Annotated in this window: 21 protein-coding genes; 12 read left to right on the top strand and 9 right to left on the bottom strand. The window is 72.8% G+C overall.

Features of this window, described 5'->3' with window-relative positions:
• Positions 1–67: 67 nt before the first annotated feature.
• The 3 genes from IF02_RS0127300 to IF02_RS0127290 are packed head-to-tail and all read right to left on the bottom strand — an operon-like array spanning position 68 to position 2002.
• Complete coding sequence (locus IF02_RS0127300) at positions 68–970, bottom strand: aminoglycoside phosphotransferase family protein (RefSeq protein WP_030161482.1); 903 nt, start codon at positions 968–970, stop codon at positions 68–70.
• A 16-nt stretch (positions 971–986) separates the two neighbouring features.
• The gene (locus IF02_RS0127295) at positions 987–1445 is read right to left on the bottom strand and encodes a ferritin-like domain-containing protein (RefSeq protein WP_030161480.1); all 459 of its coding nucleotides are present in this window, start codon (positions 1443–1445) and stop codon (positions 987–989) included.
• Complete coding sequence (locus tag IF02_RS0127290) at positions 1442–2002, bottom strand: hypothetical protein (protein ID WP_030161478.1); 561 nt, start codon at positions 2000–2002, stop codon at positions 1442–1444. Before IF02_RS0127290 ends, IF02_RS0127295 begins: the two co-directional genes overlap by 4 nt.
• Positions 2003–2158: 156 nt before the next feature.
• On the opposite strand from IF02_RS0127290, the gene rimP reads away from it, so the two are divergent.
• The 8 genes from rimP (at position 2159) to IF02_RS0127250 (ending at position 10497) form a co-directional block, all read left to right on the top strand.
• Positions 2159–2656, top strand: coding sequence for a ribosome maturation factor RimP (rimP, locus tag IF02_RS0127285; protein ID WP_030161476.1), 498 nt, complete (start codon positions 2159–2161; stop codon positions 2654–2656).
• 2 nt (positions 2657–2658) lie between these two features.
• Positions 2659–3669, top strand: coding sequence for a transcription termination factor NusA (gene nusA, locus IF02_RS0127280; protein ID WP_030161474.1), 1011 nt, complete (start codon positions 2659–2661; stop codon positions 3667–3669).
• 119 nt (positions 3670–3788) lie between these two features.
• Positions 3789–4076, top strand: a complete 288-nt coding sequence (locus IF02_RS34090) for a YlxR family protein (RefSeq protein WP_078622365.1) — start codon at positions 3789–3791, stop codon at positions 4074–4076.
• Between the two features lie 148 nt (positions 4077–4224).
• Complete coding sequence (infB, locus tag IF02_RS34085) at positions 4225–7359, top strand: translation initiation factor IF-2 (RefSeq protein WP_078622364.1); 3135 nt, start codon at positions 4225–4227, stop codon at positions 7357–7359.
• 153 nt (positions 7360–7512) lie between these two features.
• Positions 7513–7806: a DUF503 domain-containing protein gene (locus IF02_RS0127265; RefSeq protein ID WP_030161467.1), complete on the top strand. Its 294-nt coding sequence runs from the start codon at positions 7513–7515 to the stop codon at positions 7804–7806.
• Positions 7807–7834: 28 nt separating this feature from the next.
• Positions 7835–8287, top strand: coding sequence for a 30S ribosome-binding factor RbfA (rbfA, locus tag IF02_RS0127260; protein WP_030161465.1), 453 nt, complete (start codon positions 7835–7837; stop codon positions 8285–8287).
• The gene (truB, locus tag IF02_RS0127255) at positions 8284–9192 is read left to right on the top strand and encodes a tRNA pseudouridine(55) synthase TruB (RefSeq protein ID WP_030161463.1); all 909 of its coding nucleotides are present in this window, start codon (positions 8284–8286) and stop codon (positions 9190–9192) included. The genes rbfA and truB overlap by 4 nt, the downstream gene beginning before the upstream one ends.
• A gap of 348 nt (positions 9193–9540) precedes the next feature.
• Positions 9541–10497 (top strand): bifunctional riboflavin kinase/FAD synthetase, encoded by a 957-nt coding sequence (locus IF02_RS0127250; RefSeq protein ID WP_030161461.1) that lies wholly within the window; start codon positions 9541–9543, stop codon positions 10495–10497.
• Positions 10498–10595: 98 nt separating this feature from the next.
• Here IF02_RS0127250 and IF02_RS35735 read toward each other — a convergent pair whose 3' ends face one another.
• From IF02_RS35735 to eccE, 3 genes are all read right to left on the bottom strand, one after another.
• Positions 10596–13109 carry an SCO5717 family growth-regulating ATPase gene (locus IF02_RS35735; RefSeq protein ID WP_037837223.1) on the bottom strand — a complete coding sequence of 838 codons (2514 nt, stop codon included), beginning with the start codon at positions 13107–13109 and terminating at the stop codon, positions 10596–10598.
• A gap of 235 nt (positions 13110–13344) precedes the next feature.
• Positions 13345–14043, bottom strand: a complete 699-nt coding sequence (locus tag IF02_RS0127240; protein ID WP_030161456.1) for a hypothetical protein — start codon at positions 14041–14043, stop codon at positions 13345–13347.
• A complete protein-coding gene (eccE, locus tag IF02_RS0127235; RefSeq protein WP_030161453.1) occupies positions 14040–15314 on the bottom strand; it encodes a type VII secretion protein EccE in 1275 nt (424 codons plus the stop codon). The genes IF02_RS0127240 and eccE overlap by 4 nt, the downstream gene beginning before the upstream one ends.
• A 222-nt stretch (positions 15315–15536) precedes the next feature.
• Between eccE and eccB the strand changes: the two genes are divergently transcribed.
• From eccB to IF02_RS0127215, 4 genes are all read left to right on the top strand, one after another.
• A complete protein-coding gene (gene eccB / locus IF02_RS0127230) occupies positions 15537–17117 on the top strand; it encodes a type VII secretion protein EccB (protein WP_030161451.1) in 1581 nt (526 codons plus the stop codon).
• 11 nt (positions 17118–17128) lie between these two features.
• The gene (gene mycP, locus IF02_RS0127225) at positions 17129–18421 is read left to right on the top strand and encodes a type VII secretion-associated serine protease mycosin (RefSeq protein ID WP_234318344.1); all 1293 of its coding nucleotides are present in this window, start codon (positions 17129–17131) and stop codon (positions 18419–18421) included.
• A gap of 213 nt (positions 18422–18634) precedes the next feature.
• Positions 18635–18970, top strand: a complete 336-nt coding sequence (locus tag IF02_RS0127220) for a hypothetical protein (protein WP_030161445.1) — start codon at positions 18635–18637, stop codon at positions 18968–18970.
• Positions 18971–19033: 63 nt separating this feature from the next.
• Positions 19034–19345, top strand: a complete 312-nt coding sequence (locus IF02_RS0127215; protein ID WP_030161444.1) for a WXG100 family type VII secretion target — start codon at positions 19034–19036, stop codon at positions 19343–19345.
• A 75-nt stretch (positions 19346–19420) separates the two neighbouring features.
• Here IF02_RS0127215 and IF02_RS0127210 read toward each other — a convergent pair whose 3' ends face one another.
• The 3 genes from IF02_RS0127210 to IF02_RS0127200 form a co-directional block, all read right to left on the bottom strand.
• Entirely contained in the window at positions 19421–19666 is a 246-nt protein-coding gene (locus IF02_RS0127210; protein ID WP_030161442.1) for a DUF397 domain-containing protein, read from the bottom strand.
• 92 nt (positions 19667–19758) lie between these two features.
• Positions 19759–20442, bottom strand: a complete 684-nt coding sequence (locus IF02_RS0127205) for a hypothetical protein (RefSeq protein ID WP_158708576.1) — start codon at positions 20440–20442, stop codon at positions 19759–19761.
• Positions 20443–20571: 129 nt separating this feature from the next.
• Entirely contained in the window at positions 20572–24537 is a 3966-nt protein-coding gene (locus IF02_RS0127200) for a type VII secretion protein EccC (RefSeq protein ID WP_030161437.1), read from the bottom strand.
• Positions 24538–24614: the final 77 nt, after the last annotated feature.

Genomic DNA, 24614 nt, shown 5'->3' with positions numbered 1-24614 from the left:
ACCCCGTATCTACGGTATGCCCAGGGGGTGTCTTTCGGACTCCGGGCCGGCCTCGTCCGAAAGACCCCTACAACCAGGCCGCGAATTCCAGCAGCAGCTCCGCCTCTCGGCGCCGGCCCGCGGCCAGCGCCCGGTTGCCGGACTCCACTGCGCGAAACAGCGTCCAGCCCCGCAGCCGGTCCCGGTCCAGCTCCAGGGAGTCGGCCAGCTTGTTCACCCGGCGCCGGGCGCCCGCCGCCCCCGCCGAGGAGGCGACCTGGTCCTCCAGCCGGTCCCGGACCAGCCGCGCCAGGTCGTACGCACGGTCCCCGACCAGCGGATCGGGACCCACCGCCAGCCACGGCGCCCGCTCGCCCGCCAGTACCTTGCCCTGCCGGAAGTTCCCGTGCAGCAGGAGCTCCTCCCCGGGCAGCGCCGTCAGCTCCTCGCGGACCGCGAGCGCGGCGGAGGCCAGCGCCCCGGCCTCCGGCGCGGCCTTGCGCAAGGCCTCCGCCTGCTGCGCGGTGCGCTCCGCCACCGTCTCGAAGGGGTGCCCGGCAGGCGGGGCCACCCACAGCCGGCGCAGCGTCCCGCACGCCTCCAGCAGGGCCTTCGCCTCCGGCAGCGAGCGCAGCGACACCTCCGGGTGGAGCCGCTCCAGCAGCAGCGCCCCGTCCTCCTCGTGGTGGCGGGTGTCGAGGACCCGTACGGCGCCGAAACCGCCCCAGTGCGCCAGCGCGGCCAGCTCCCGGTCGGGCCGGGCCTGCGGGGGAGCCAGCTTCAGCGCGGCCGGCGTCCCGTCGGCGTAGTGGACGAGGAGGACCAGACTGCTCCGGCCGCCGGGGGCCTGCACCCGCTGGGCCCGCACCCCACGCCGTGCCAGCGCCTCCTCGGCGAGCCGGGGCAACTGCCCCAGCCAGTCCGCGTTCTGCGCCGAATCCGGCGTCTCGCCGAGCGCCCGTACAAGCCGCTGCGGCGGTTCGAAAGCCATGCGTGCGTGATCCCTTTCAGCTGGTCCGAGCTCGTTCGCCACGTTCCGTGAGCCCAGGGAAGGCTACGCCGACCCCGCGCCAGCGTGCCGCGCGCACGGCCGCGGCACTCAGCGCGTCGGCCGCCTCACGGCGCAGCCGGCCGTCCGCCGCCCGCACCAGATCGGAGTACGCGCCCGCCACCCGGTCCTCGATCTCGGCGGCCAGCCGCTCGGCGTCGGCCGGGGCGCGCACCTCGAAGGGCAGGGCGTACGCCGCCTCCGCGGGCCGGGGCGAGCCGCCCATCTCGCGCACCGTCCGGGCGAGCGCGTCCCGGCGGGAGAGGTGGCCGCCGTACGCCTCGCGGGCCTCGGCCGACCGCGCGGCGGCGGCCCGGGCGCCGATGACCCCGTAGCCGTAGGCGGCCGCGTGCTCGGCGGCGAGCGCGGCCTGCGCCGCCTCCAGGGCGCGGCTCGCGGAGGAGGGTTCGGGGGTCACGGCTTGTCTCCCTGGGGCGAGGTCAGCAGATACGCGTGTACGGCGCCGCAGGCGGCCACCGAGGCCAGCAGCCGGGCCAGCTCCCCGGGCGCCCCGGCGAGGGTGACGGTCCGGGCCTCGGCGAGGCTCCGCTCGGCGTCCGCGAGGGCGGTCAGGGCCTCCTCGGGCTTCGGCGGCACGGGCTCGGCGCTCGCCACGGGGGCGCCGGCCGCGGCGGACGAGGGCGACGGGGACGGCGGGGCGGAGCCCGGGGTCTTCCCGGCCGGGGCGTCCGCGGAGGCGAACGCCCCCGCGTGCGCGGCGACCGCCGAGCGCAGCGGCGCGAGGCGCGCGGCCAGGGCCGGATGGGCGGCGGCGGTGGCGTCGTAACGTTCCAGCAGCCGTGTGCTGTCCCGAACAGCCGTCTCGCGCATCCGCCGTTCGAGTGGAACGCCGGTGTCGGTGTCCGGCGAGCCGCCCCCGTCGGAGCACCCGGTGAGCAGCGCGGCGCCGGCCGCACCGGCGGCGCCGGCGAGCAGGCTCCTGCGAGAGGGCCGCGAAGGCAGGGTCCAGGGCACGGAGACGTCCTCGGAGGTGGTGGCGGGGCAGGGTGTGATCACCGTACCCGGGGCCCCGCCCCCACCGCGGACGGCAACACCCTCCGCGACCGGATACCCTTTGACCTGACACGCGACGTAAACCACAACAGCACACGCGGCCGAGGAGTCACCCGGATGAGCACCACCCAGAGCGACAGGCTGCGCGGATTGCTGGAGCCGCTCGTCGCCGCCAAGGGCCTGGACCTCGAAGACATCGAGATGTCCAAGGCCGGCAAGCGCCGGATGCTGCGCATCATCGTGGACTCCGACGAGGGCGTGGAACTGGACGCGTGTGCCGAGCTGAGCCGCGAGGTCTCCGACAAGCTCGACGAATCCGACGTGATGGGCGAGGACGAGTACGTCCTCGAAGTGAGCTCGCCGGGCGCCGACCGCCCGCTGACCGAGCACCGTCACTACGTACGGGCGATCGACCGCCTCGTGAAGTTCCAGCTGGCCGAGGGCGGGGAACTGATCGCCCGCATCCTCGACGTGGACGACGAGGGAATGGACCTCGAGGTTCCGGGCGTGAAGGGCCGCAAGGCCACCGCCCGCCGCATTGCTTTCACCGACATCGCCAAGGCGCGGGTCGAGATCGAGTTCAACCGCAAGGACAAGAAGGAAGAGGAGGCGTAGCCGTGGACATCGACATGAGTGCCCTGCGGGGTCTGGTCCGGGAGAAGGAGATCTCCTTCGACCTGCTCGTCGAGGCGATCGAGTCGGCCCTCCTCATCGCGTACCACCGCACCGAGGGCAGCTTCCGGCGCGCCCGCGTTGTGCTGGACCGCACCAACGGCCACGTCGTCGTGTGGGCGACGGAGGACCCGCGGGACCTGGAGGAGGGGCAGGAGGCCAAGGAGTTCGACGACACCCCGTCGGACTTCGGCCGGATCGCCGCGACGACCGCCAAGCAGGTGATCCTCCAGCGTCTGCGCGACGCCGAGGACGACCTGACCTTCGGCGAGTTCGCCGGCCGTGAGGGCGACGTCATCACCGGCGTCGTCCAGCAGGGCAAGGACCCCAAGAACGTCCTCGTCGACATCGGCAAGCTGGAGGCCATCCTGCCGGTGCAGGAGCAGGTCCCCGGCGAGGAGTACACGCACGGCCTCCGTATCAAGGCGTACGTCGTACGGGTGGCGAAGGGTGTCCGCGGTCCGTCCGTGACCCTGTCGCGCACCCACCCCAACCTGGTGAAGAAGCTCTTCGCGCTGGAGGTCCCGGAGATCGCGGACGGCAGCGTCGAGATCTCGGCGATCGCCCGCGAGGCCGGCCACCGCACCAAGATCGCCGTCCGGTCCACCCGCTCGGGCCTCAACCCCAAGGGCGCCTGCATCGGCCCGATGGGTGCCCGCGTGCGCAACGTCATGGCCGAGCTGCACGGCGAGAAGATCGACATCGTCGACTGGTCGGACGACCCGGCGGAGATGGTCGCGAACGCGCTGTCACCCGCCCGGGTGAGCAAGGTCGAGGTCGTGGACTGGGACTCGCGCTCCGCCCGGGTGACCGTGCCCGACTACCAGCTGTCGCTGGCCATCGGCAAGGAGGGCCAGAACGCCCGCCTCGCCGCGCGGCTCACCGGCTGGCGCATCGACATCCGCCCCGACACCGAGGTGTCCCCGGACGCCGACCGGGCCCGGGGCGGGGAATAAATCCGGTACCGGTCGGAGCTGTCCGGCCGGTAGACAGGATCAAGACAGCAGATCTCGACAACATCCGTTCGATTTTTCGCCCGAAGGGGTGAGGTCGGTGCGGGGAGGTAGACTTAGGCGTGTCTGGCCGGACGCAAGCCCGCGCATGCCCCGAACGCACCTGTGTGGGGTGTCGGGAGCGAGCGGCCAAGAGCGATCTGCTGCGCATCGTGGCGATCGGGGACGAATGCGTCCCTGATCCAAGCGGTACGCTGCCCGGCCGGGGCGCCTATGTGCACCCTGCCGTGGTCTGTCTGGACAAGGCGGTCCGTCGCAGAGCGTTCCCCCGGGCCCTTCGGTCCCCGGGAGCACTCGACACGACCGGACTGAGCAAAGCCGTGGCCGTCGTGGCCGAGGCGACACCGTAAGAAGTAGTACGGCACGGATACCCCGTGCGGTCAGGTACCTCGCGAGTTGGAAGTAGGTCGAGATTGCGATGAGCACTCGATGAGTACGCGATGAGTACGCCCATGAAGTAGCGACGGTCCGGCGTAACCCGGACCTAAAAGGAGCGAAGTGGCTAAGGTCCGGGTATACGAACTCGCCAAGGAGTTCGGAGTTGAGAGCAAGGTCGTCATGGCCAAGCTCCAGGAACTCGGTGAGTTCGTCCGTTCGGCGTCCTCGACGATCGAGGCGCCGGTTGTACGCAAGTTGACTGACGCACTGCAGGGGCCCGGCGGCAACGCCGGCAAGTCCGCTGCGAAGCCGGGCGCGCCCCGCAAGGCCGCGCCCGCCAAGCCCGGGGCTCCCACCCCGGGTGCCGTTGCACGTCCCGCTGCCCCCAAGCCCGGCGCCCCGGCCCCCAAGCCGGCCGCCGCCGAGGCTCCGGCTCCCAGCGCGTCCGCCCCGGTGACTCCGGCCGCTTCCGGCCCGCGTCCCGGTCCCAAGGCTCCGGCCGCCCCGAAGCCCGCTCCGGCGGCTCCCGTGGCGACCGAGTTCTCCGCGCCTCCGGCGGCCCCGGCCGCCCCGGCGCGCACCGAGCGTCCCGCCGGTCCCGGCGCGACCCCCGGCCCGCGTCCGGCGCAGCAGCGTCCCGCGGCCCAGGGCGGCCAGGCCGGCGCCCGTCCCGGCGCCCCGCGCCCGGCAGGCACCGCCCCCGGTCAGGGACAGCGTCCCTCCGGTCCCGGTTCCCAGGCCCCGCGTCCGCAGGGCGCCCGTCCGGCCGGTCCCCGTCCGGGCAACAACCCGTTCACCTCTGGTGGCTCCACCGGCATGGCGCGCCCGCAGGCGCCCCGTCCGGCCGGCGCTCCCCGTCCCGGTGCCCCCGGCGCCGGCGGCGGCCAGGGTGCTCCCCGCCCGCAGGGCGGTCCCGGTGGCGCTCCGCGTCCCCAGGGTCCCGGTGCCGGTCGTCCGACCCCGGGCGGCATGCCCCGTCCGCAGGGCGGCGCCCCGCGTCCGGGCGGTGCTCCCGGCGGTAACCGTCCGAACCCGGGCATGATGCCGCAGCGTCCCGCTGCCGGTGGTCCCGGTCCCCGTCCCGGCGGCGGCCCCGGTGGCCGTGGTCCCGGTGCCGGTGGCCCGCGTCCCGGTGGTGGCGCCGGTCGTCCCGGTGGCGGCGGCTTCGCCGGCCGTCCGGCCGGTCCCGGCTCGCGTCCCGCGGGCGGCGGCGGCTTCGGCGGCCCGCGTCCGGGTGGCGGCGGCTTCGGCGGCGGCCCGGCCGGCGCCGGTGGCGGCGGTCGTCCCGGCTTCGGTGGCCGTCCCGGCGGTCCCGGTGCCCGTGGTGGCACGCAGGGTGCCTTCGGCCGTCCCGGCGGGCCCGCCCGTCGCGGTCGCAAGTCGAAGCGTCAGAGGCGCCAGGAGTACGAGGCCATGCAGGCCCCGTCGGTCGGCGGCGTGATGCTGCCCCGCGGCAACGGCGAGACCGTTCGCCTGTCGCGCGGTGCTTCGCTCACCGACTTCGCGGAGAAGATCAACGCCAACCCGGCGTCGCTGGTCGCGGTCATGATGAACCTCGGCGAGATGGTCACTGCCACGCAGTCCGTCTCCGACGAGACCCTCCAGCTCCTCGCGGGCGAGATGAACTACGAAGTTCAGATCGTCAGCCCGGAGGAGGAGGACCGCGAGCTCCTCGAGACCTTCGACATCGAGTTCGGCGAGGACGAGGGCGGCGAGGAATACCTCATGCCGCGTCCCCCGGTCGTCACCGTCATGGGTCACGTCGACCACGGTAAGACCCGACTGCTCGACGCCATCCGCAAGACGAACGTCGTCGCGGGCGAGGCCGGCGGCATCACCCAGCACATCGGTGCCTACCAGGTGGGTACCAACGTCAACGGTGAAGACCGCAAGATCACCTTCATCGACACCCCGGGTCACGAGGCGTTCACCGCCATGCGTGCCCGTGGTGCCAAGTCGACCGACATCGCGATCCTCGTGGTCGCGGCCAACGACGGCGTCATGCCGCAGACGATCGAGGCGCTGAACCACGCCAAGGCCGCCGGCGTCCCGATCGTCGTCGCGGTCAACAAGATCGACGTCGAGGGTGCCGACCCGGTCAAGGTGCGCGGTCAGCTCACCGAGTTCGGTCTGGTCGCCGAGGAGTACGGCGGCGACACGATGTTCGTCGACATCTCCGCCAAGCAGGGTCTGCACATCGACTCCCTGCTGGAGGCCGTCGTCCTCACCGCCGACGCCTCGCTCGACCTGCGCGCCAACCCGGAGCAGGACGCTCAGGGTATTGCGATCGAGTCCCACCTCGACCGCGGCCGCGGTGCCGTTGCCACCGTCCTCGTCCAGCGCGGTACCCTCCGCGTCGGCGACACGATGGTCGTGGGCGACGCCTACGGCCGCGTGCGCGCCATGCTCGACGACAAGGGCAACAACGTCGAGGAAGCGGGTCCGTCGACCCCCGTCCTGGTCCTGGGTCTCACCAATGTCCCCGGCGCCGGCGACAACTTCCTCGTCGTCGACGAGGACCGCACCGCCCGTCAGATCGCCGAGAAGCGTGCTGCGCGTGAGCGCAACGCCAACTTCGCCAAGCGCGTCCGCCGGGTGTCCCTGGAAGACCTCGACTCGGTCCTCAAGGCCGGTCTGGTCCAGGAACTCAACCTCATCATCAAGGGCGACGCGTCCGGTGCGGTCGAGGCCCTCGAGTCCTCGCTGCTCCAGCTCGACGTCGGCGAAGAGGTCGACATCCGCGTCCTGCACCGCGGTGTGGGTGCGGTCACCGAGTCCGACATCGCCCTGGCGATGGGCTCCGACGCCATCGTCATCGGTTACAACGTCCGTGCGGCCGGCCGTGCCGCGCAGATGGCGGACCGCGAGGGTGTCGACGTCCGCTACTACTCGGTGATCTACCAGGCCATCGAGGAGATCGAGGCGGCCCTCAAGGGTCTGCTCAAGCCGGAGTACGAAGAGGTCGAGCTCGGTACGGCGGAGGTCCGCGAGATCTTCCGCTCGTCCAAGCTGGGCAACATCGCGGGTGTTCTCATCCGCTCCGGCGAGGTCAAGCGCAACACCAAGGCGCGGCTCCTGCGCGATGGCAAGGTCATCGCCGAGAACCTCACCATCTCCGGTCTGCGCCGCTTCAAGGACGACGTCACCGAGATCCGCGAGGGCTTCGAGGGTGGTATCAACCTCGGTTCCTTCAACGACATCAAGATCGACGACGTCATCGCGACGTACGAGATGCGCGAGAAGCCCCGCGCGTAAGCGCGAGGCGGTTCGCACCGTGTCGTAAGCCCGGGGCCGGTCGGCGGAATATCCGTCGATCGGCCCCGGCCGTTGCGTGTACGGTTCTGGTGACCCTGCCGCGCGACGGCCGGCAGGCCACCGAACCCGCACCGGCGGGATATCCGGAACTGAATGTACGTGGGGACTCTGTCCTTCGATCTGCTCCTCGGCGACGTCCACTCGCTGAAGGAGAAACGCTCTGTCGTCCGGCCCATCGTCGCCGAGCTCCAACGCAAGTTCTCCGTGAGCGCGGCCGAAGTGGGCGACCAGGATCTGCACCGCAGGGCCCGTATCGGGGTCGCTCTGGTCAGTGGGGACACGGGGTTCCTCTCGGATGTACTGGACCGCTGCGAGCGGCTGGTCGCGGCACGTCCGGAAGTGGAGCTGCTGTCGGTGAGACGGCGGCTGCACGGTGATGAAGACTGACTGCAAGACATAAGAAGGAGACGGACCAGTGGCCGACAATGCGCGGGCGAAGAAGCTGGCGGACCTCATCCGGGAGGTGGTGGCCGAGAAGCTGCAGCGTGGTGTCAAGGACCCCCGCCTCGGTACGCACGTGACCATCACGGACACCCGGGTCACCGGCGACCTGCGGGAGGCCACGGTCTTCTACACGGTCTACGGTGACGACGAGGACCGCGCCAGCGCGGCGGCGGGCCTCGAAAGCGCCAAGGGCGTACTGCGCTCCGCGGTCGGCCGGGCGGCGGGCACCAAGTTCACGCCCACCCTGACCTTCGTCGCGGACGCCCTCCCGGAGAACGCCAAGACCATCGAGGACCTCCTCGAGAAGGCACGGACCTCCGACGCCCAGGTGCGCGAGGTGTCCTCCGGCGCCCAGTACGCCGGCGACGCCGACCCGTACAAGAAGCCGGGCGACGAGGACGACGAGGACGCAGCCGCGGAATGAGCACCAACGCAGGGAAGACGCCGGACGGCCTTGTCATCGTCGACAAGCCGTCCGGCTTCACTTCGCACGACGTGGTCGCCAAGATGCGCGGGATCGCCAAGACCCGCCGCGTCGGCCACGCAGGCACGCTCGACCCGATGGCGACGGGCGTCCTCGTCCTGGGCGTCGAGAAGGCCACCAAGCTCCTCGGCCACCTCGCGCTCACCGAGAAGGAGTACCTCGGGACGATCCGCCTCGGCCAGAACACCCTGACGGACGACGCGGAGGGTGAGATCACCTCCTCGGCGGACGCCTCCGCGGTGACGCGCGAGGCCGTGGACAAGGGCATCGCCAAGCTGTCCGGCGAGATCATGCAGGTCCCGTCGAAGGTCAGCGCCATCAAGATCAAGGGCGTGCGCTCCTACAAGCGCGCCCGGGACGGCGAGGACTTCGAGATCCCGGCCCGGCCGGTGACCATCTCGTCGTTCCAGGTGTACGACATGCGGGACGGGGAGGCCGAGGACGGCACCAAGGTCGTCGACCTCGTCGTCTCCGTCGTCTGCTCCAGCGGTACGTACATCCGTGCGCTCGCCCGTGACCTCGGCGCCGACCTCGGCGTCGGCGGCCACCTGACCGCGCTGCGGCGCACCCGGGTGGGCCCGTACAAGATCGACCGGGCGCGGACCCTGGACCAGCTCCAGGAGGAGCTGACCGTCATGCCGATCGGCGAGGCGGCGGCCGCGGCCTTCCCGCGCTGGGACCTCGACGCCCGGCGGGCCTCGCTGCTCGCCAACGGCGTGCGGATCGACATGCCGGACGCGTACCCCGCGGGGCAGACGGTCGCGGTCTACGGGCCGGACGGGGTACTGCTCGGGCTCGTGGAGAGCAAGGGCGGCAAGGCGAAGTCGCTGGCGGTCTTCGCCTGATCCGCCGGTCCGCCGGTCTCTGCGGACCGGCTGATCCGCTTTGACGTGGAGCGGTGAGCGCGCATCGCCTGCCGCTCACCGCTCCACGACCCCCCTCGGGTAGGTCTCTATCCACCAGGGCCCTCGTATTCACCCGTCCGGGCAGGCGCTCGGAGTGACTGGAGGGAGCGTAAGGGGGCGCTTTCGCACCCCGTGCCCCTCCCCGCCGGGGCGCCGCCTTCCCGAGATGACGGAGACGGGCCCCAGCCAGATGCCGATGCTGGGCCCCGGGCACGGGCATGGCAGTCTTAGACCAGCAATCGGCAACCAGTACAAGGGCCTACACGGTTCGGGCGAGGAGCGGTCACAGTGCAGCGCTGGCGTGGCTTGGAGGACATCCCCCAGGACTGGGGACGCAGCGTCGTCACCATCGGCTCGTACGACGGTGTGCACCGGGGCCACCAGCTGATCATCGGGCGGGCCGTGGCCAAGGCCCGCGCGCTCGGCGTCCCGTCCGTCGTCGTCACCTTCAGCCCGCACCCGAGCGAGGTCGTGCGCCCCGGCAGCCACCCGCCGATCCTGGCCCCCTACGACCGCCGTGCCGAACTGATGGCCGGGCTGGGCGTGGACGCGCTGCTGATCCTGCCGTTCACGGCGGAGTTCTCGCAGCTCTCCCCGGCCGACTTCATCGTGAAGGTGCTCGTCGACAAGCTGCACGCGCGCGCCGTCATCGAGGGTCCGAACTTCCGCTTCGGCCACCGGGCCGCCGGGAACGTCGACTTCCTGCGCGAGCTGGGCGCCACCTACGACTACGAGGTCGAGGTCGTGGACCTGGTCGAGCGCGGCGAGGCGGGCGGCGGCGTGCCCTTCTCCTCCACCCTGGCGCGCAGGCTGGTCGCCGAGGGCGACATGGACGGCGCGTCCGAGATCCTTGGCCGTCCGCACCGGGTCGAGGGCGTCGTCGTACGGGGCGCCCAGCGCGGGCGCGAGCTCGGCTACCCGACCGCCAACGTCGAGACGCCCCCGCACACCGCGATCCCGGCGGACGGCGTGTACGCGGGCTGGCTCACGGCCAACGGCGAGCGGATGCCGGCCGCGATCTCGGTCGGCACGAACCTGCAGTTCGACGCCACCGAGCGGACGGTGGAGGCGTACGCGATCGACCGGGTCGGCCTGGACCTGTACGGCCTGCACGTCACCGTGGACTTCCTCGCGTACGTGCGCGGCATGGCGAAGTTCGACTCGCTGGACGGCCTCCTCGAAGCGATCGCGGACGACGTGAAGCGGGCGCGGACGCTGACCGAGGCGTACGACGCGGAGCGCTGAGCCGGTCGCGGGCGGCTGCGCCCGCCGCCCCGAACACGCAAGGGCCCGTACCTCCCCCGGGGGAGGTACGGGCCCTTCTCGTTCCCTTGCCGCCGTCGTCAGCCGAGGCGCGGGTCGCGCGGGGGCTGCTGCGGGTGCTGGGGCGGCTGCTGCTGGGGCTGCCAGGGCTGGCCGGGCTGCGGATAGGGCTGGCCGTACGGCTGCGGAGGCTGCTGGTACGGGGACGGGCCCTGGGGCTGGCCGTACGGCTGGCCCTGCGGCTGCGGCTGCGGCTGCGGTTGCTGCTGCGGAGCCTGCTGGTGCGGCTGGGGCTGGGGCTGCGGCTGCTGAGGCGCTCCCCAGTGACCCTGGGGGGCCTGCTGCGCCGCGCGGAGGAAGTCCTCGGCCACGAGCGCGGAGAGGTTGAAGTACGCCTCCCGGGTCTTGGGCCGCAGCATGTCGAGGTCGACCTCGGCGCCGGCCGCGAGGTGCTCGTCGAACGGCACCACGACGACGCCCCGGCAGCGGGTCTCGAAGTGCTGCACGATGTCCTCGACCTTGATCATCTTGGCGGTCTCGCGGACCCCCGAGATGACGGTGATCGAGCGGGAGACGAGATCGGCGTACCCGTGCGCGGAGAGCCAGTCGAGCGTGGTGCTCGCGCTGCTGGCGCCGTCCACCGACGGGGTCGAGATGATGATCAGCTGATCGGCCAGGTCCAGGACGCCGCGCATGGCGGAGTAGAGGAGCCCGGTGCCCGAGTCGGTGAGGATGATCGGGTACTGGCGGCCGAGCGTGTCGATGACGCGGCGGTAGTCCTCGTCGTTGAACGTCGTGGAGACGGCCGGGTCGACGTCGTTGGCGATGATCTCCAGGCCGGAGGGGGCCTGGGAGGTGAACCGCCTGATGTCCATGTACGAGTTCAGGTACGGGATCGCCTGGACCAGGTCCCGGATCGTGGCCCCGGTCTCGCGGCGGACCCGGCGGCCGAGGGTGCCGGCGTCGGGGTTCGCGTCGATGGCCAGGATCTTGTCCTGGCGCTCGGTGGCGAGGGTGGCGCCGAGGGCCGTCGTGGTCGTGGTCTTGCCGACGCCGCCCTTGAGGCTGATGACGGCGATGCGGTAGCAGGACATGACCGGGGTGCGGATCAGCTCCAGCTTGCGCAGGCGCTCGGCCTCGGCGGCCTTGCCGCCGAACCGGAACCCGGAGCGCTGGGGCCGGGGCTTCTGCTTGCCGCGCAGAAGGCGGTCCGAGGACAGCTCGACGGCGGCGGTGTAGCCGAGGGGCGCACCGCCGCCGGTGCCCGGGCCGGGCTGGTAGCGCGGGTCGTGCGGCTGCGGGCCGGGCTGGGGCCCGGAGGGCCACTGGGCGCTGGTACGGGGGTCGTACTGCGCCTGCTGGTGCGGCTGCTGTTGCTGCTGCGGCGGTACGGGCGCGGCCTGCGCGGGCGGGAACGCGTAGTCGCCCGCGTCGACGGGCGGCTGGGGCTGCGGCATCGGCTGCGCCGGTGCGGGAGCCGGGGGGAACCCGTACCCGTCCTGCGGCGCGGGCGCGGGCGCGGGCGTGTGCGCGGCGGGGCCGGGGTTCGGGGGGAACCCGTACCCGTCCTGCGGTGCGGGCATGGGCGTGTGCGCGGCGGGGCCGGGGGCCGGGGGGAATCCGTAGCCGTCCTGGGGCGCGGTCGGGGCCGGGCCGGGGGCGGGCGGGAAACCGTACCCGTCCTGCGGTGCCGGGGTGGAGGGGAACGCGGGCGGCAGGGCCGGGAGTTCGCCTCCGGGTCCCCCGAAGGGGGCTCCCACGGGCGGGTGAACCGCGTCCGCGGGGCTGACGGGCGTCAGGGCTTCCGGCGCGGGGACGGCGTCCCGGGGCTCGTCCTCCGCAGCGGCGGGCTCGGCGCTCGCGAACGGGACGGGCGTCCCGTCGGGCGGGGTGTCCTGCCGCTGGACGGGGGCGGGCGCCTCGAAGGAGGCCTTCACGAACGGTCCCGGCGCGTCCGAGGGCTCGGCGGCGAACGGCGCCGGGAGCTGGACCGGAGCCGGCAGCGCGGGCGCGTCGACCGGCGCCGGGAGGGCCGGGGGAGCGAGGGGAGCCGGGGCCGGCGGAACGGGTGCCTCGGCCGCGGGAGCGCCGGAGCCGTCGGCCGGTGCTGGCGGGACCGGGAACATCGGGGCCGGGGCCGGGGCCGGGGCCGGGGGTGCGTCGGCCGGAGCCGACGGGGCCGGGAACGCCGAGGGCGTGTCGGCCGGGGTACCGAAGGGGGCCGGGGCCGGCTGAGCCGCGTTCGGCTGCGCCGGGACCGGCGCGGGCGGGGCGGCGTTGTCGGCGGGCGCCGGGGCCGGCGCCGGGGCAGGGAAGGGCGACGGTACGCCCGCGCCGTCCGACGGCGTGCGCGGGACCGGCGGGGCGATCCGCATCGTCGGGGGCGAGGCCACGTCCGTCGGGCGGTGGGGTTCGAAGCCGCTGCCCTCGGGGAGCCCCGGTACGGGAGTGGCCGGAGCCGCGCCCTGCGTGTACCAGGCCGGCGGGGTGTAGTCGATGGTGAACTCGCCCGTCACCTCGGGCTCCGCGTCGGACTGATCGTCCGTCGGGACGTCCCAAGTCCCGCCGCGCCTCTCGTTCCGATCGCCGCTCACTGGTCCTCCTGGTCTGTCGAACACTGGTCCGGCGCCCACCTCGACGCCGCGCCCACGCTCAGCCTAATCGTGCGCGCCGACGCCGGTGTCCGCCCCCGTTGGACGGCCCGCGGGATCGGGCCCTGCGGCCCGCGCCGGTGGCGCCGTCCTTCCCGTCCTGCCTACAGGGTGGCCGCCTCCTGAGCAACCGTCACCGGGCCCGGGGCGGGTGGTGCCGGCGGGGGCAGGACGGGGCTCAGTCGATGCGGCGCGACGGGCCCAACAGGCCGGTTTCGGCCTCCGTGCCCTGGGTCATCACGAACTGGCGGTCCCGCGGCGTGCACCACAGGGTGACCCCGTCGCCCAGCGTCGGCAGCGACTCCACGGCCGCCCGCGGCAGGCTCATCAGGCGGCCGAGCTGTTCCGCCTCGTCCGGGGAGACCCGCTGGACGCCCACCAGCGAGGAGTTCTGCAGCAGCCGCGGCGCCGTCGGGCTCAGGTACGGCAGCAGGGTCAGCACCGACTGCCAGGGCCCGGCCACCACGCGTCCGCGCGGCGGCCGCATGCCGCAGTCCCGGATCACCAGCACCGGGCTGCCCGCCGACGCGCCCTGCGGCGGCACCCGGCCGACCTCGTGCAGCGTCACGCACTGCTGCCCGCCGCCCGCCGCCTGGGCCAGCCCGGACCACACCTGCCCGCGCCCGGTCTCCACCGCCACGCGCGCGCCGGTGGCCGCCGCCCGCAGCGCGAGCACCTGAGCCGTCCACAGGCCGCCGATCAGCGTGACCTCGTACGGCGTCGGCCGGTTGATGCCCAGCACCGCCGGACGCCCCTCGGCGTCCACGCCGATGACGACCCCGTCGTCCCCGACGGGCAGCGCCAGCGCGTCCAGGTCCACCGCCGGGACCGCGTGCCGTTCCCGGCGCGGGCCGATCAGCCCGAAGCCGCCCCTCATCGCGCCCCTCCCAGCGGCAGCGAAGCCAGCAGCCCCGGTACCTGTTCACGGTCGAGCCGGACCAGCCCGGTGCGCACACCGCGGGCCGTCCGTTCCAGTTCCCGGCGGGCCGCCACGAGTTCCTCGTCACTGCGCCCCGTGACCCGTACGTGGCCGGTCAGCGTCACGCCCTGGCGCTCCGCCGGAGCCATCGTCAGGCTGAAGTTCGTCGCCAGCGCCGGCAGCGAGGTCAACAGCGCCACGAACTGCGGCAGGGACGCCGCCCCGGAGCCGCCGAGCTGCGGCCAGCGGGCTATCCAGTACGTGGTGTGCCGCCGGTCGTCGCAGCGCCAGATCCGCGCCGTCTCCTCCGTCCGCCGGCCGGTGCTCGCCGAGCGGCCCGCCTGCGTGATCGCCATCGGGTTCGCGCACGAGGACGTGGCCAGCGCGGCCGTCAGCTCCTGCTCGGTGAGCACGGTCGCCCGGAAACCGGCGCCGGTCAGCCGGCTCGCCAACTGGTCGGCCGCCCGCACCACACAGCGCTGCGCGCCCGCGAGCCCGCCGCCGCGCGCGGTGACCGCCTCGGGGCACAGCTCCGGGTCGAGCTTGAGCGCGATCCAGGTCAGCCGCACCGCCGGGGTGCCCGTGGCGGCTTGCAGCGGCGCGTAGTTGCGGGTGGCCATCGACTGGGCCGGCAGGTGCGGGGCCGGCGCGGGCTGCGTGTGCTGCACCAGCTGGGCCGACTCCAGCCGGATGCCGTCGACTTCGAGGATGTCCCGTACGAGCCCCAGCGGAAGCGGCCGCGCGGCGCGGTCGGGCCGCAGCGCGGTGGCGTCCATGTCCACCTGGACCACGGCGGTCAGAAACGTCCCGTCGCCGACCATCCCGACGGGCCGCCGGTCGCGGTCGCTGAACGTGAGGGTCCGCAGCGCCGGATCGGCCTCGACGAGCGGGGCCAGCCCCGGCTCGGTTCCCGCGGGCACCGTGAACGACGCGGCCCGGCGGCGCCGCGAGCGCAGTTCGAGGGCGCTGCCGAGCCACTCGGGCAGGGAGCGCTGGTGGCGGCGTACGACGGCGAGCACCACCAGGGCGAGCGCCAGGACACCGGCGGGCACCAGCAGCATCGGCCCCACGACCCAGGCCACCAGCAGGGCGGCCACGGCGATCTGGAGCAGCACGAGTTGTTGCAGTCGGAACGGGCCGAAGCGGCCCGGGCTCGACTTCGGATTCGGCGTCACCCCGCCGCGCGCGGGCGCGGGCGCACCCGTCTGCGGCTGCGTCGCGGTGGCCATCACGCGCCCACCTCCCCTTTCTGCCCCAGCTGCCGCTGGGAGGTGCCCCCAGGGCCGTAGTCCCGTGCTGATCCGTGCGGTCCGGAGGCAGTGAGCGGCGGCCTCACCCTACCCGGCCCGTACCCACCCTCCGTCAAGAGGCATAGTAGGTGCCCGGTCCGACAATCGAGGCCCGGGGACCGTACTCACCGACCGGGCCGATGCGGGGAGAAGCAGGCGGTCATGGCATCACGACGTGATGAACTCAACGCGTACACCTTTGCGAAGCGGCGCACGGTGGCCGCGTTCCTCCAGCCTTCCGCCACGGGCTCCGAGGAAGGGGCGCCGCGCCCGCTGCGCGCGGTCCTGCCCGGGCTGGTCGCGGGGGCGCTCGTACTCGCCGCGTTCGGCGCGTGGGGGATGTTCAAGCCGCAGGCCCCCAAGGGATGGGACGAGGCCGGTACGAAGGTCATCGTCGGCAAGCAGTCGACGACCCGGTACGTGGTGCTGACGACGAAGGTGAACGGCAAGGACCAGACCCGGCTGCACCCGGTGCTCAACCTCGCCTCCGCCCGACTCCTGCTGGATCCGCAGAAGTTCAAGGTCATCCAGATAGACGACAAGGTCCTGGACGCGGGCAAGCCGCCGCGCGGGCCCATCATCGGCATCCCGTACGCGCCCGACCGGCTGCCCGCCCCGCAGGACGCGGGCAAGGCCAAGCGGTGGGCCGTCTGCCAGGCGCCGGGCGGCAACGGCAAGACCGTGCAGACCGCGACGTTCGTCCTCGCCGACCGCGAGGCGGGGCTGATGGACGACGGACGCAAGCTCACCGACACGCAGATGCTGTACGTGCAGAGCACGGGCGGGGCCAAGGAGCGCTACCTGGTCGACGCCTCGGGGACGAAGTACAAGTTCCCCGAAGGCGGCGCGGACGCGGGGAAGATGACGAACGCGCTGGTCGGCAGTACCGGCGCCACCCCGCAGCAGGTCACCGAGTCGTGGCTGGCCACCCTCAACTCCGGGGACGACCTGGCCTTCCCGCAGCTGCCGGTCCCGGCCGGCACGAAGGCGGACGTCCAGGGCCTGACCACCGCCGACAACAAGGTCGGCATGGTGCTGGTGGCGCAGACCGGCTCCGGCGCGCAGCACTACGTCGTCCTGCCCGGGAAGGTCGCCCCGGTCTCCGACTTCATGGCGTGGCTGCTGATTTCGGCGCCCGCGACCGACGGCCTCAACATGCACGGCAAGCCCCACGAGGTCGACCTCCAGTCCCTCAACCCGGACGCCACGGCCTTCAAGGGCGAGGCCAAGCTGCCGCAGAAGAAGTCCGACCGGATCAACATGACGGCGGACGCCGCGGGTGCCCAGGGCGCCGGCGCCCGCGACACGGTGTGCAACGTGCTGCGCTCGGTCGACGGCCAGGGCAGCCAGACGCTGAGCACCTGGGCCGGCACCGGATTCCCCATCGACATCACCGCCAGCGGCACCAGCGCGTACGTCACGCCGGGCTCGGGGCTGCTCTACACGCAGGTCCAGGGGCGGCAGACCACGGCGGGCGGCTCCCTCTTCCTGGTCACCGACACCGGCCTGCGGTACGCGGTGCAGGCCAACGGGGACAGCGACGCCGAGAAGTCGAAGATCGGGGCCCCCGACCAGCAGAACGGCCAGGCCACCGCCGACGGCCGGCCCGAGGCCAGCCAGGCGCAGATCCGGCTCGGCTACGGGACCGTCACACCGGCCCTGGTGCCCATCGCCTGGTCCGAGTTCCTCTCGAAGGGGCCGCGCCTGGACACCAACTCCGCCCGCCAGCCACAGGGTTCGTGAGGACGCCACCGATGCCGATGCCGATGCCGATCCGTATGTCCCCGTACGCGCGCGGTGCGCTCGCCGGCGCCGCGCTCGCCGTCGCCGCCCTGTCCGCTGCGACCGCCACGGCCGGCGCCGCCGCGGCGGCGGCTCCGTACCCGGAGCCCGTCCGCGCGCAGGCCGCCCCGCTGGCGCTCGCGGGCGCGGGCGAGTGCACCTTCCCCATGAAGAAGCAGATCGCCGACCGCCCCTGGGCCCTCCAGCGGCTGCTGCTCGACGCGCTCTGGGCGCAGACCAAGGGCAAGGACAAGAACGGCAAGCCCGTCCGCGTCGCGGTCATCGACACCGGCGTGGACCGGGCGAACCCGCAGCTCAGCGGGGCCATAGACGTGGGTGCGGGCAAGGACTTCATCGACCCCAAGGGCGGCGACGGCACCACCGACACGGTCGGCCACGGCACCAAGGTGGCCGGACTGATCGCGGCCCGCCCGCAGGAGGGCACCGGCTTCGTCGGCCTGGCCCCCGACGCCACGATCATCCCGATCCGGCAGAACGACGGGCAGGGCAAGGGCAACGCCCTCTCGCTCGGCCAGGCGATCGACCACGCCGTGTCCAAGGGCGCCCAGGTCATCAACATCTCCCAGGACACCGACGTCCCGCTGAACGCCGACTCCGAGCTCGGCAAGGCGGTCCAGCGGGCCGTCGACGCCAAGGTCGTGGTCGTGGCCTCGGCGGGCAACGACGGCATGACCGGAGAGAAGCGCAAGACCTACCCGGCTGCCTTCCCCGGCGTCCTCGCCGTGGCCGCCTCGGACCGCAACAACGAGCGGGCGGCGTTCTCCCAGCCCGGCGACTTCATCGGGGTCGCCGCGCCCGGCGTGGACATGGTCTCCACCGTCCCCGGCTTCGGGCAGTGCATCGACAACGGCACCAGCTTCTCGGCGCCGTACGTGGCCGGGCTCGCCGCCCTGCTGCGCGCCAAGCACGAGGACTGGACCCCGCAGCAGATCATCTGGCAGATCCAGGGAACCGCCGAGCGATCGGTCAACGGCCGTGACGACTACGTCGGATGGGGAGTCGTGGACCCGGTGCGCGCGGTTACGCAGGACCACGAGGCGCCCAAGGCTCCCGTCCCGGACCCGGGCCCGCCCCCGGCGGCCGCGCCCGAGGCGGCGGCGCTGCGGATGACCGAGACGGCGCAGGAGCGCGAGGAGCGGTTCGGCACGTACGCTCTCGGCATCGCGGGCGTGCTGATCGCGGTGATCGCGGGCACGGCGACGGTGGTGCGCGACGCGCGCAAGCGCCGGGGCCGTTTGCAGTGAACCGTCACAGTTCATCTACGGTAGCGGGCCACCGGTGTTGGGCCTGTCAGATGAACTGGCTAGAGTGACACCAGGCTTCACGACTGTGATCGGGGGATCGCGTGAGGCGGAGGGGATTTCCGGTGGCGCGTGGCTCAGATCCGCGCCCGGAACCTTCCTTCCGCTGCGCAATCCGCCGGTTCTGCCGGCGAATTGAGAAGTGAGGAGCTTCGGATGAGCAATTTCGGACTCGCAGACGATCCGATCGTCCAGGCGAAGAACAAGATCGAGACGACGGCCCGAGCCGTCACCTCCCAGTCCCGCGAGCTGGCGGACATCCTCGCCACGGTGAGCGCCGGCTGGACCGGTGTGGGTGCCGGGGGCTTCGTTTCCGCCCAGACGGTCGTCAACGAGGACCACGACGAGATCCGTCGCCTGCTCGGTGTGCTGCACAACGCGGTCGCGCAGACCAAGAACCTCAGCAACGCGCAGGACGACGACGTGCGCGCGGCGTTCAAGACGGTGCAGGCCGGCGCCGGCAAGGGCGGCTCGGGCCTCGACGGCATCTGACCTGCCGCCCAGGTCTTACGACGTCACGTCGTTCCCACTCAACTCAGCGTGAAGGAGTACAACATGTCCGGTCCCGACGGCGGGCACACCAAGGTCCGGTATGAGAGCGTCCAGGAGATGGCGAACCGCATCCGCATCGTCTCCAAGAAGATCATGACGGACCTGGAGGAGATGGACCAGGCCCTGAAGGTCGTCACGGACACCTGGGACGGTGAGGCGCACCAGGCGTACGTCACCCTCCAGGGGAAGTACAAGGGCAAGGCCGACCACATGCACAAGCAGCTGGAGCAGGTCGCCACGCTGATCGAGCGCGGCAAGGGCGACTACCGCGCCACCGACGTGAAGGCCTCGCGCCTGTTCACCGAGTCCTACTGAGCCGGTAGGCCGCATGCGAAGAAGGGGCGCGCCCGGTTCGGGCGCGCCCCTTCGTGCCGCTGCGGCGTACGGAACTCAGCGCGGGCCGCGGTCGAGGTCGAACTCCCCGTCCCTGGCCCCGAGTACGAAGGCCTCCCACTCGGCCGCCGTGTAGCGCAGGACGGTGTCCCGGTCGAGCGAGGACCGCATGGCCACCGCGCCCTCGGGCAGCCGCGCGATCTCGACCCGCTCCTCGTCGGGGCTGGACCCCGGAGGCCCCTCCCACTCCACGCCGCTGATGTCGAGCGCGTACAGCTCGTCCTTCTCCTGCTGAGTGCCCATGTGCGGCCTTTCCCTCGGCGGTGCGGTGCTCCCGCGGTCTTCCCTCCCGATTATCGGTGCTGCGCGCGGGGGCGGGGGCGGGTTTCCCCGACTCACCCGCTGACCTGGTAGCGGAAGGCGTCCAGCGGCATGACCTTCTCCGCGACCGGCAGGGTGATCGTGACGCTCTGGCCGAAGGAGTCGTACGCGGTGGTGCTGACCTCGCCGCCCTCGCGCCGCGACTCCAGCTTCAGCAGGCGCTTCGTCGCGTCCTCGATGGAATAGACGTCCTTGGAGCCCCCCTCGGCGACCTCGACCGCCGAGACCCGCTTGCCGTCGACCGACCCGTCCCGGCCCGGCACCCGGTGGGCCGTCTCCGCGATCCGGTAGTACACGGCGCAGCCGCCGTCGGCCTTCGTCGTCACGTACATCCCCTGGAGGCGGGGCGGGACGGTGATCTCCTTGCCGCGCCGGCGCAGCGCCTCGGCGAAGAGGCCGGCGCTCGTGTAGCTGGTCCCGTCCTTGCAGTAGACGGTACCCAGCGCACCGCCCGTGACCTCCATGTGGAGACCCTGCGCCGGATCGGACCACGTCTCCTGCTTCGCGCCGGGGAAAGCGGTGGTGGATCCGGTCGAGCGGAACGACTCCCGCTCCATCTGCGCGTTCGCGGCCCTGACGAGCGCCACCGCCTCGGGATCGGGCTTCTGCCCGGCATCGCTCCCGCACCCGACCGCCCCCACGACGAGCACGCCCGCCAGCACGACGGCCCGAGCCGCGGCATTCCGTTCCCCCGGCATGATCCGCCCTCCCCGTTCGGTGGAACTTGATCGTAAACAGGGGGTTTGCGCACGATCCAGAAAGTGCGCGGAAAGATGCCGTCAAGATCCTCGGGGCCCGGGCGACGGCTCGCCCGGGCCCCGGGACCTCTACATCCCCGGCAGGCGGCCCAGTTGGACCAGGGACGTGCCGCGCTTGCGGGAGGAGAAGTACGCGCGGCCCGGGGGCATCGGGCGGGGGCGGACGTTGCCGATCAGGTCGCCCTCGGAGGGGTCGCCCGACAGGACCACGCCCTGCGCGCCGAGCTCCTTGAAGCGCTGCATGAACGGCTCGTACAGCGAACGCGACGCGCCCGCCGAGTTGCGCGCGATGATGAAGCGGACACCCGTGTCGCGGGCGAACGGCAGGTACTCCACCAGCGGGGCCAGCGGATTGCCCTGGCTCGTGGCCACCAGGTCGTAGTCGTCGATGACGATGAACACGTCCGGGCCCGTCCACCAGCTGCGGTCGCGCAGCTGCTGCGGAGTGACGTCGGTCGGCGGCTGCCGGCGCGAGAACACCCCGCCCAGCGCCTCCATGTGCGTCTGCAGCGAGCTCGCCATCGGCGCGTACTCCAGCAGGTGCTCCTCCGGCAGCGCCCCGAGCAGGCTGCGCCGGTAGTCGCCGACGACGAGGCGGGCCTGCTCCGGGGTGTACCGCTCCGCGATCTGCTGGCAGATCAACCGCAGCAGGTTCGTCTTGCCGGACTCGCTCTCGCCGAACACCAGGAAGAACGGGTCGCTCTCGAAGTCGACGAACACCGGCTCCAGGTCCGTCTCGTCGATGCCGATGGCCAGCCCGCGCCCCGGCTGGTCCCCGCCCCGGGGCAGCTGGTCGGCGTGCAGCAGCCGCGGCAGCAGCCGTACGCCGGGAGCCGCGGCCCCCGCCCAGTTCTGCTTCACCGCCGACACGAAGGCGGCCGTGGCCTCCGACAGCTCCTCCGGGTCGTGCGCGCCGTCGATGCGCGGCAGCGCGCCCAGGAAGTGCAGCTTCTCCGCGACCTGGCCGCGGCCCGGCATCCCGGTCGGCACGTTCGCCGCGACCTTGCGGTCGAACTCGGAGTCCATGACGTCGCCGAGCCGCAGTTCCAGACGGTTCAGCATCTGGTCCTTGAGCGCGGCCCGCACCTCCATGTACCGCGCCGCCGTGATCACCACGTGGATGCCGTAGCCCAGACCGCGCGAGGCGATGTCCGTGACCACCGGCTCCAGGCCCTCGTACTCCGTCCGGAAGCCGCCCCAGCCGTCGATGACGAGGAACACGTCGCCCCACGCCTCGCCGGGCAGGTCGCCCGCCGCGCGCCGGCGCCGGTACGTGCCGATCGAGTCGACGTTGTTCGCGCGGAAGAACTCCTCGCGGCGGTTGAGGATGCCCCCCACCTCCGCGACCGTGCGCCGCACCCGCTCCGGGTCCAGGCGCGAGGCGATCCCGCCCACGTGCGGCAGCTCGGAGATCGACGACATGCTGCCGCCACCGAAGTCCAGCCCGTAGAACTGCACCTCGCGCGGCGTGTGCGTCAGTGCGAACGAGGAGATCAGCGTCCGCATCAGCGTCGACTTGCCCGACTGCGGGCCGCCGACCACCATCATGTGGCCCGCCGCACCCGAGAAGTCCCGGTACAGCACCTCGCGGCGCTGCTCGAACGGCTTGTCGATGAGGCCGAGCGGTACGACGAGCCCGCCGGGCCGCGTGTACCCCTCCGCGTGCAGCCCCCGCTCCGCCGAAGGCGCCAGCGCCGGCAGCAGCTGGTCCAGCGGCGGGGCCTGGTCGAGCGGCGGCAGCCACACCTGGTGCGCCGGCACCCCCTGCCCCTCCAGCCGGCCCACGATCACGTCCAGCACCGTGTCCGCGAGCGCGTCGTCCTCCCGCTGCGTCTGCGCCGCCAGGTACGCCGGGTCCGGCGCCGCGTACACGACCGGCACCGGGGTCGCCGTGAACAGCGCGGGCCGCCGCTCCACCGGGAACAGCCCGACCGACAGGTCCGGTCCGCCCGAGCGGTAGGTGCCCGAGACGTACGCCGCCTTGAAGCGCGTCATCTCGTCCGTACCGAACTTCAGGTAGCCCGAACCCGGCACCGAGGGCAGGTGGTACGCGTCCGGCACGCCGATCGCGGTCCGCGACTCCGCCGCCGAGAAGGTCCGCAGACCGATCCGGTACGACAGGTACGTGTCCAGCCCGCGCAGCTTGCCCTCCTCCAGGCGCTGCGAGGCCAGCAGCAGGTGCACGCCCAGCGACCGGCCGATGCGGCCGATCTGGATGAACATGTCGATGAAGTCGGGCTTCGCGGTCAGCAGCTCGCTGAACTCGTCGATGACCAGCACCAGCGAGGCCAGCGGCTCCAGCGGGGCACCCGCCGCGCGCGCCTTCTCGTAGTCGTGGATGTTCGCGTAGTTGCCCGCCGAGCGCAGCAGCTCCTGCCGGCGCTGCAGCTCACCGCGGATCGAGTCGCCCATGCGGTCCACGAGCGTGAGGTCGTCGGCCAGGTTGGTGATGACCGCGGCCACGTGCGGCATCTGCCCCATGCCCGTGAAGGTCGCACCGCCCTTGAAGTCGGCCAGTACGAAGTTCAGCGTCTCCGAGGTGTGCGTGACCGCCAGGCCCAGCACCAGCGTGCGCAGCAGCTCCGACTTGCCGGAACCGGTCGCGCCCACGCACAGGCCGTGCGGGCCCATGCCCTCCTGCGCCGCCTCCTTCAGGTCCAGCATGACCGGCGCGCCGTCCTCGCCGACGCCGATCGGCACGCGCAGCCGCTCACCGGCCGAGCGCGGCCGCCAGGTCCGGGCCACGTCGATCGAGGCCGCGTCGCCCAGGTTCAGCAGGTCCGTGAAGTCGAGGTTGGCCAGCAGCGGTTCGTCGTCGTCCCCGCCACCCGTGCGCAGCGGCGCGAGCTGCCGCGCGAGCGCCTCCGCCGCGGGCAGCGACAGCGTGTCCGGTACGCCCTCGTACGCGATCCCCGCGCCCGACTCCAGCCGCAGCCGGCCCGGCCGCACCACGACCGACAGCCCGCCGCGCGGCTCGTCCAGCTCGCCCGCGACCACCTCGACGATGGTCACGCCCTGCAACCCCTCGGCCGCCGCGAACGCCGAGTCCGGCGGCACCAGGCCGCCGCGGGAGTTCGCGTCCAGTACGACGACCAGGTGCGGCTGGTCCAGCACCGGGGACACGTCCCGGCTGAACCGCGGCCGCCCCTCCAGCCGGGGCGCCAGCAGCCCCTCCAGCTCGGTCAGGTCATCGCTGAACAGCCGCTTCGTACCGGCACCGTCGACCTGCCCCGGCACCTGCGTGTGCGGCAGCCACTTCGTCCAGTCCCAGGACGGCACCGCCCCGGGCGCCGCCACCACGGCCACCACCAGGTCCTCGGGGGAGTGCAGCGTCGCCAGCTGCGCCACCAGCGCCCGCGCCGCCCCGCGCGCCGACTCCGGCTCCCCGGACACCGTCACGTGGTAGAACGCCCGCAGCGACACCGCCACCGGCAGCCCGTCCAGCGAGGAGTGCACCTTCAGGAAGCGCTGCATCGCGCCCGCCGTCAGCGGCTCCAGCTCGTCCACCGGCGCCGTGTCCGGCGCCACCAGCGGAGTCGCGAGTCGCTGCGCGCCCAGCCCGAGCCGGGCCTGCCCGAAGTCCTCGTCGCCCACGCGCCGCTCCCACAGCCGCGAACCCTCGGCCACCACCGACCACAACTGCTCGGGGGCCGGGTGCAGATACAACTGGGCGTCGCGCTGCGCCCGCGCGGTCCTGCGGACCTGACGGCGGGTCTGCGCGAGATATTTCAGGTAGTCCCGGCGCACATCGGCCATTTGCCCCTGCGTACCGCGCCGGTGGCGCACCAGCTGGGCCAGGACCATGCCCACCGTGGACACCAGCATCAGCACACCCATGATGCGCATGAAGGGCGCCGCACCCGGCATGAAGAAGAAGACGACCGAGGAGCCCATGCCGAGCATCGGCAGGAGCTGCATCAGCATGCCCTCCTGCTGCCCGCGGGGAAGCTCCGGCGGAGCCTCCAGCCTCAGCTCGTCCGAAGGAACTTCGGGCGGCAAGGACCGCGGCGGGCGTTTGACGACGATCTGACTCACCGGAGCATCAATCCCTCGAAAACGGACGGGACGTCGCAACCGGCGCCCCCAAGTCCCGGGCGCGAAGGGGGTCTCCC

The sequence above is a fragment of the Streptomyces sp. NRRL S-244 genome, from assembly GCF_000717915.1.
Lineage (GTDB): Bacteria > Actinomycetota > Actinomycetes > Streptomycetales > Streptomycetaceae > Streptomyces.
This window is presented reverse-complemented; position numbering and strand designations above follow the sequence as displayed.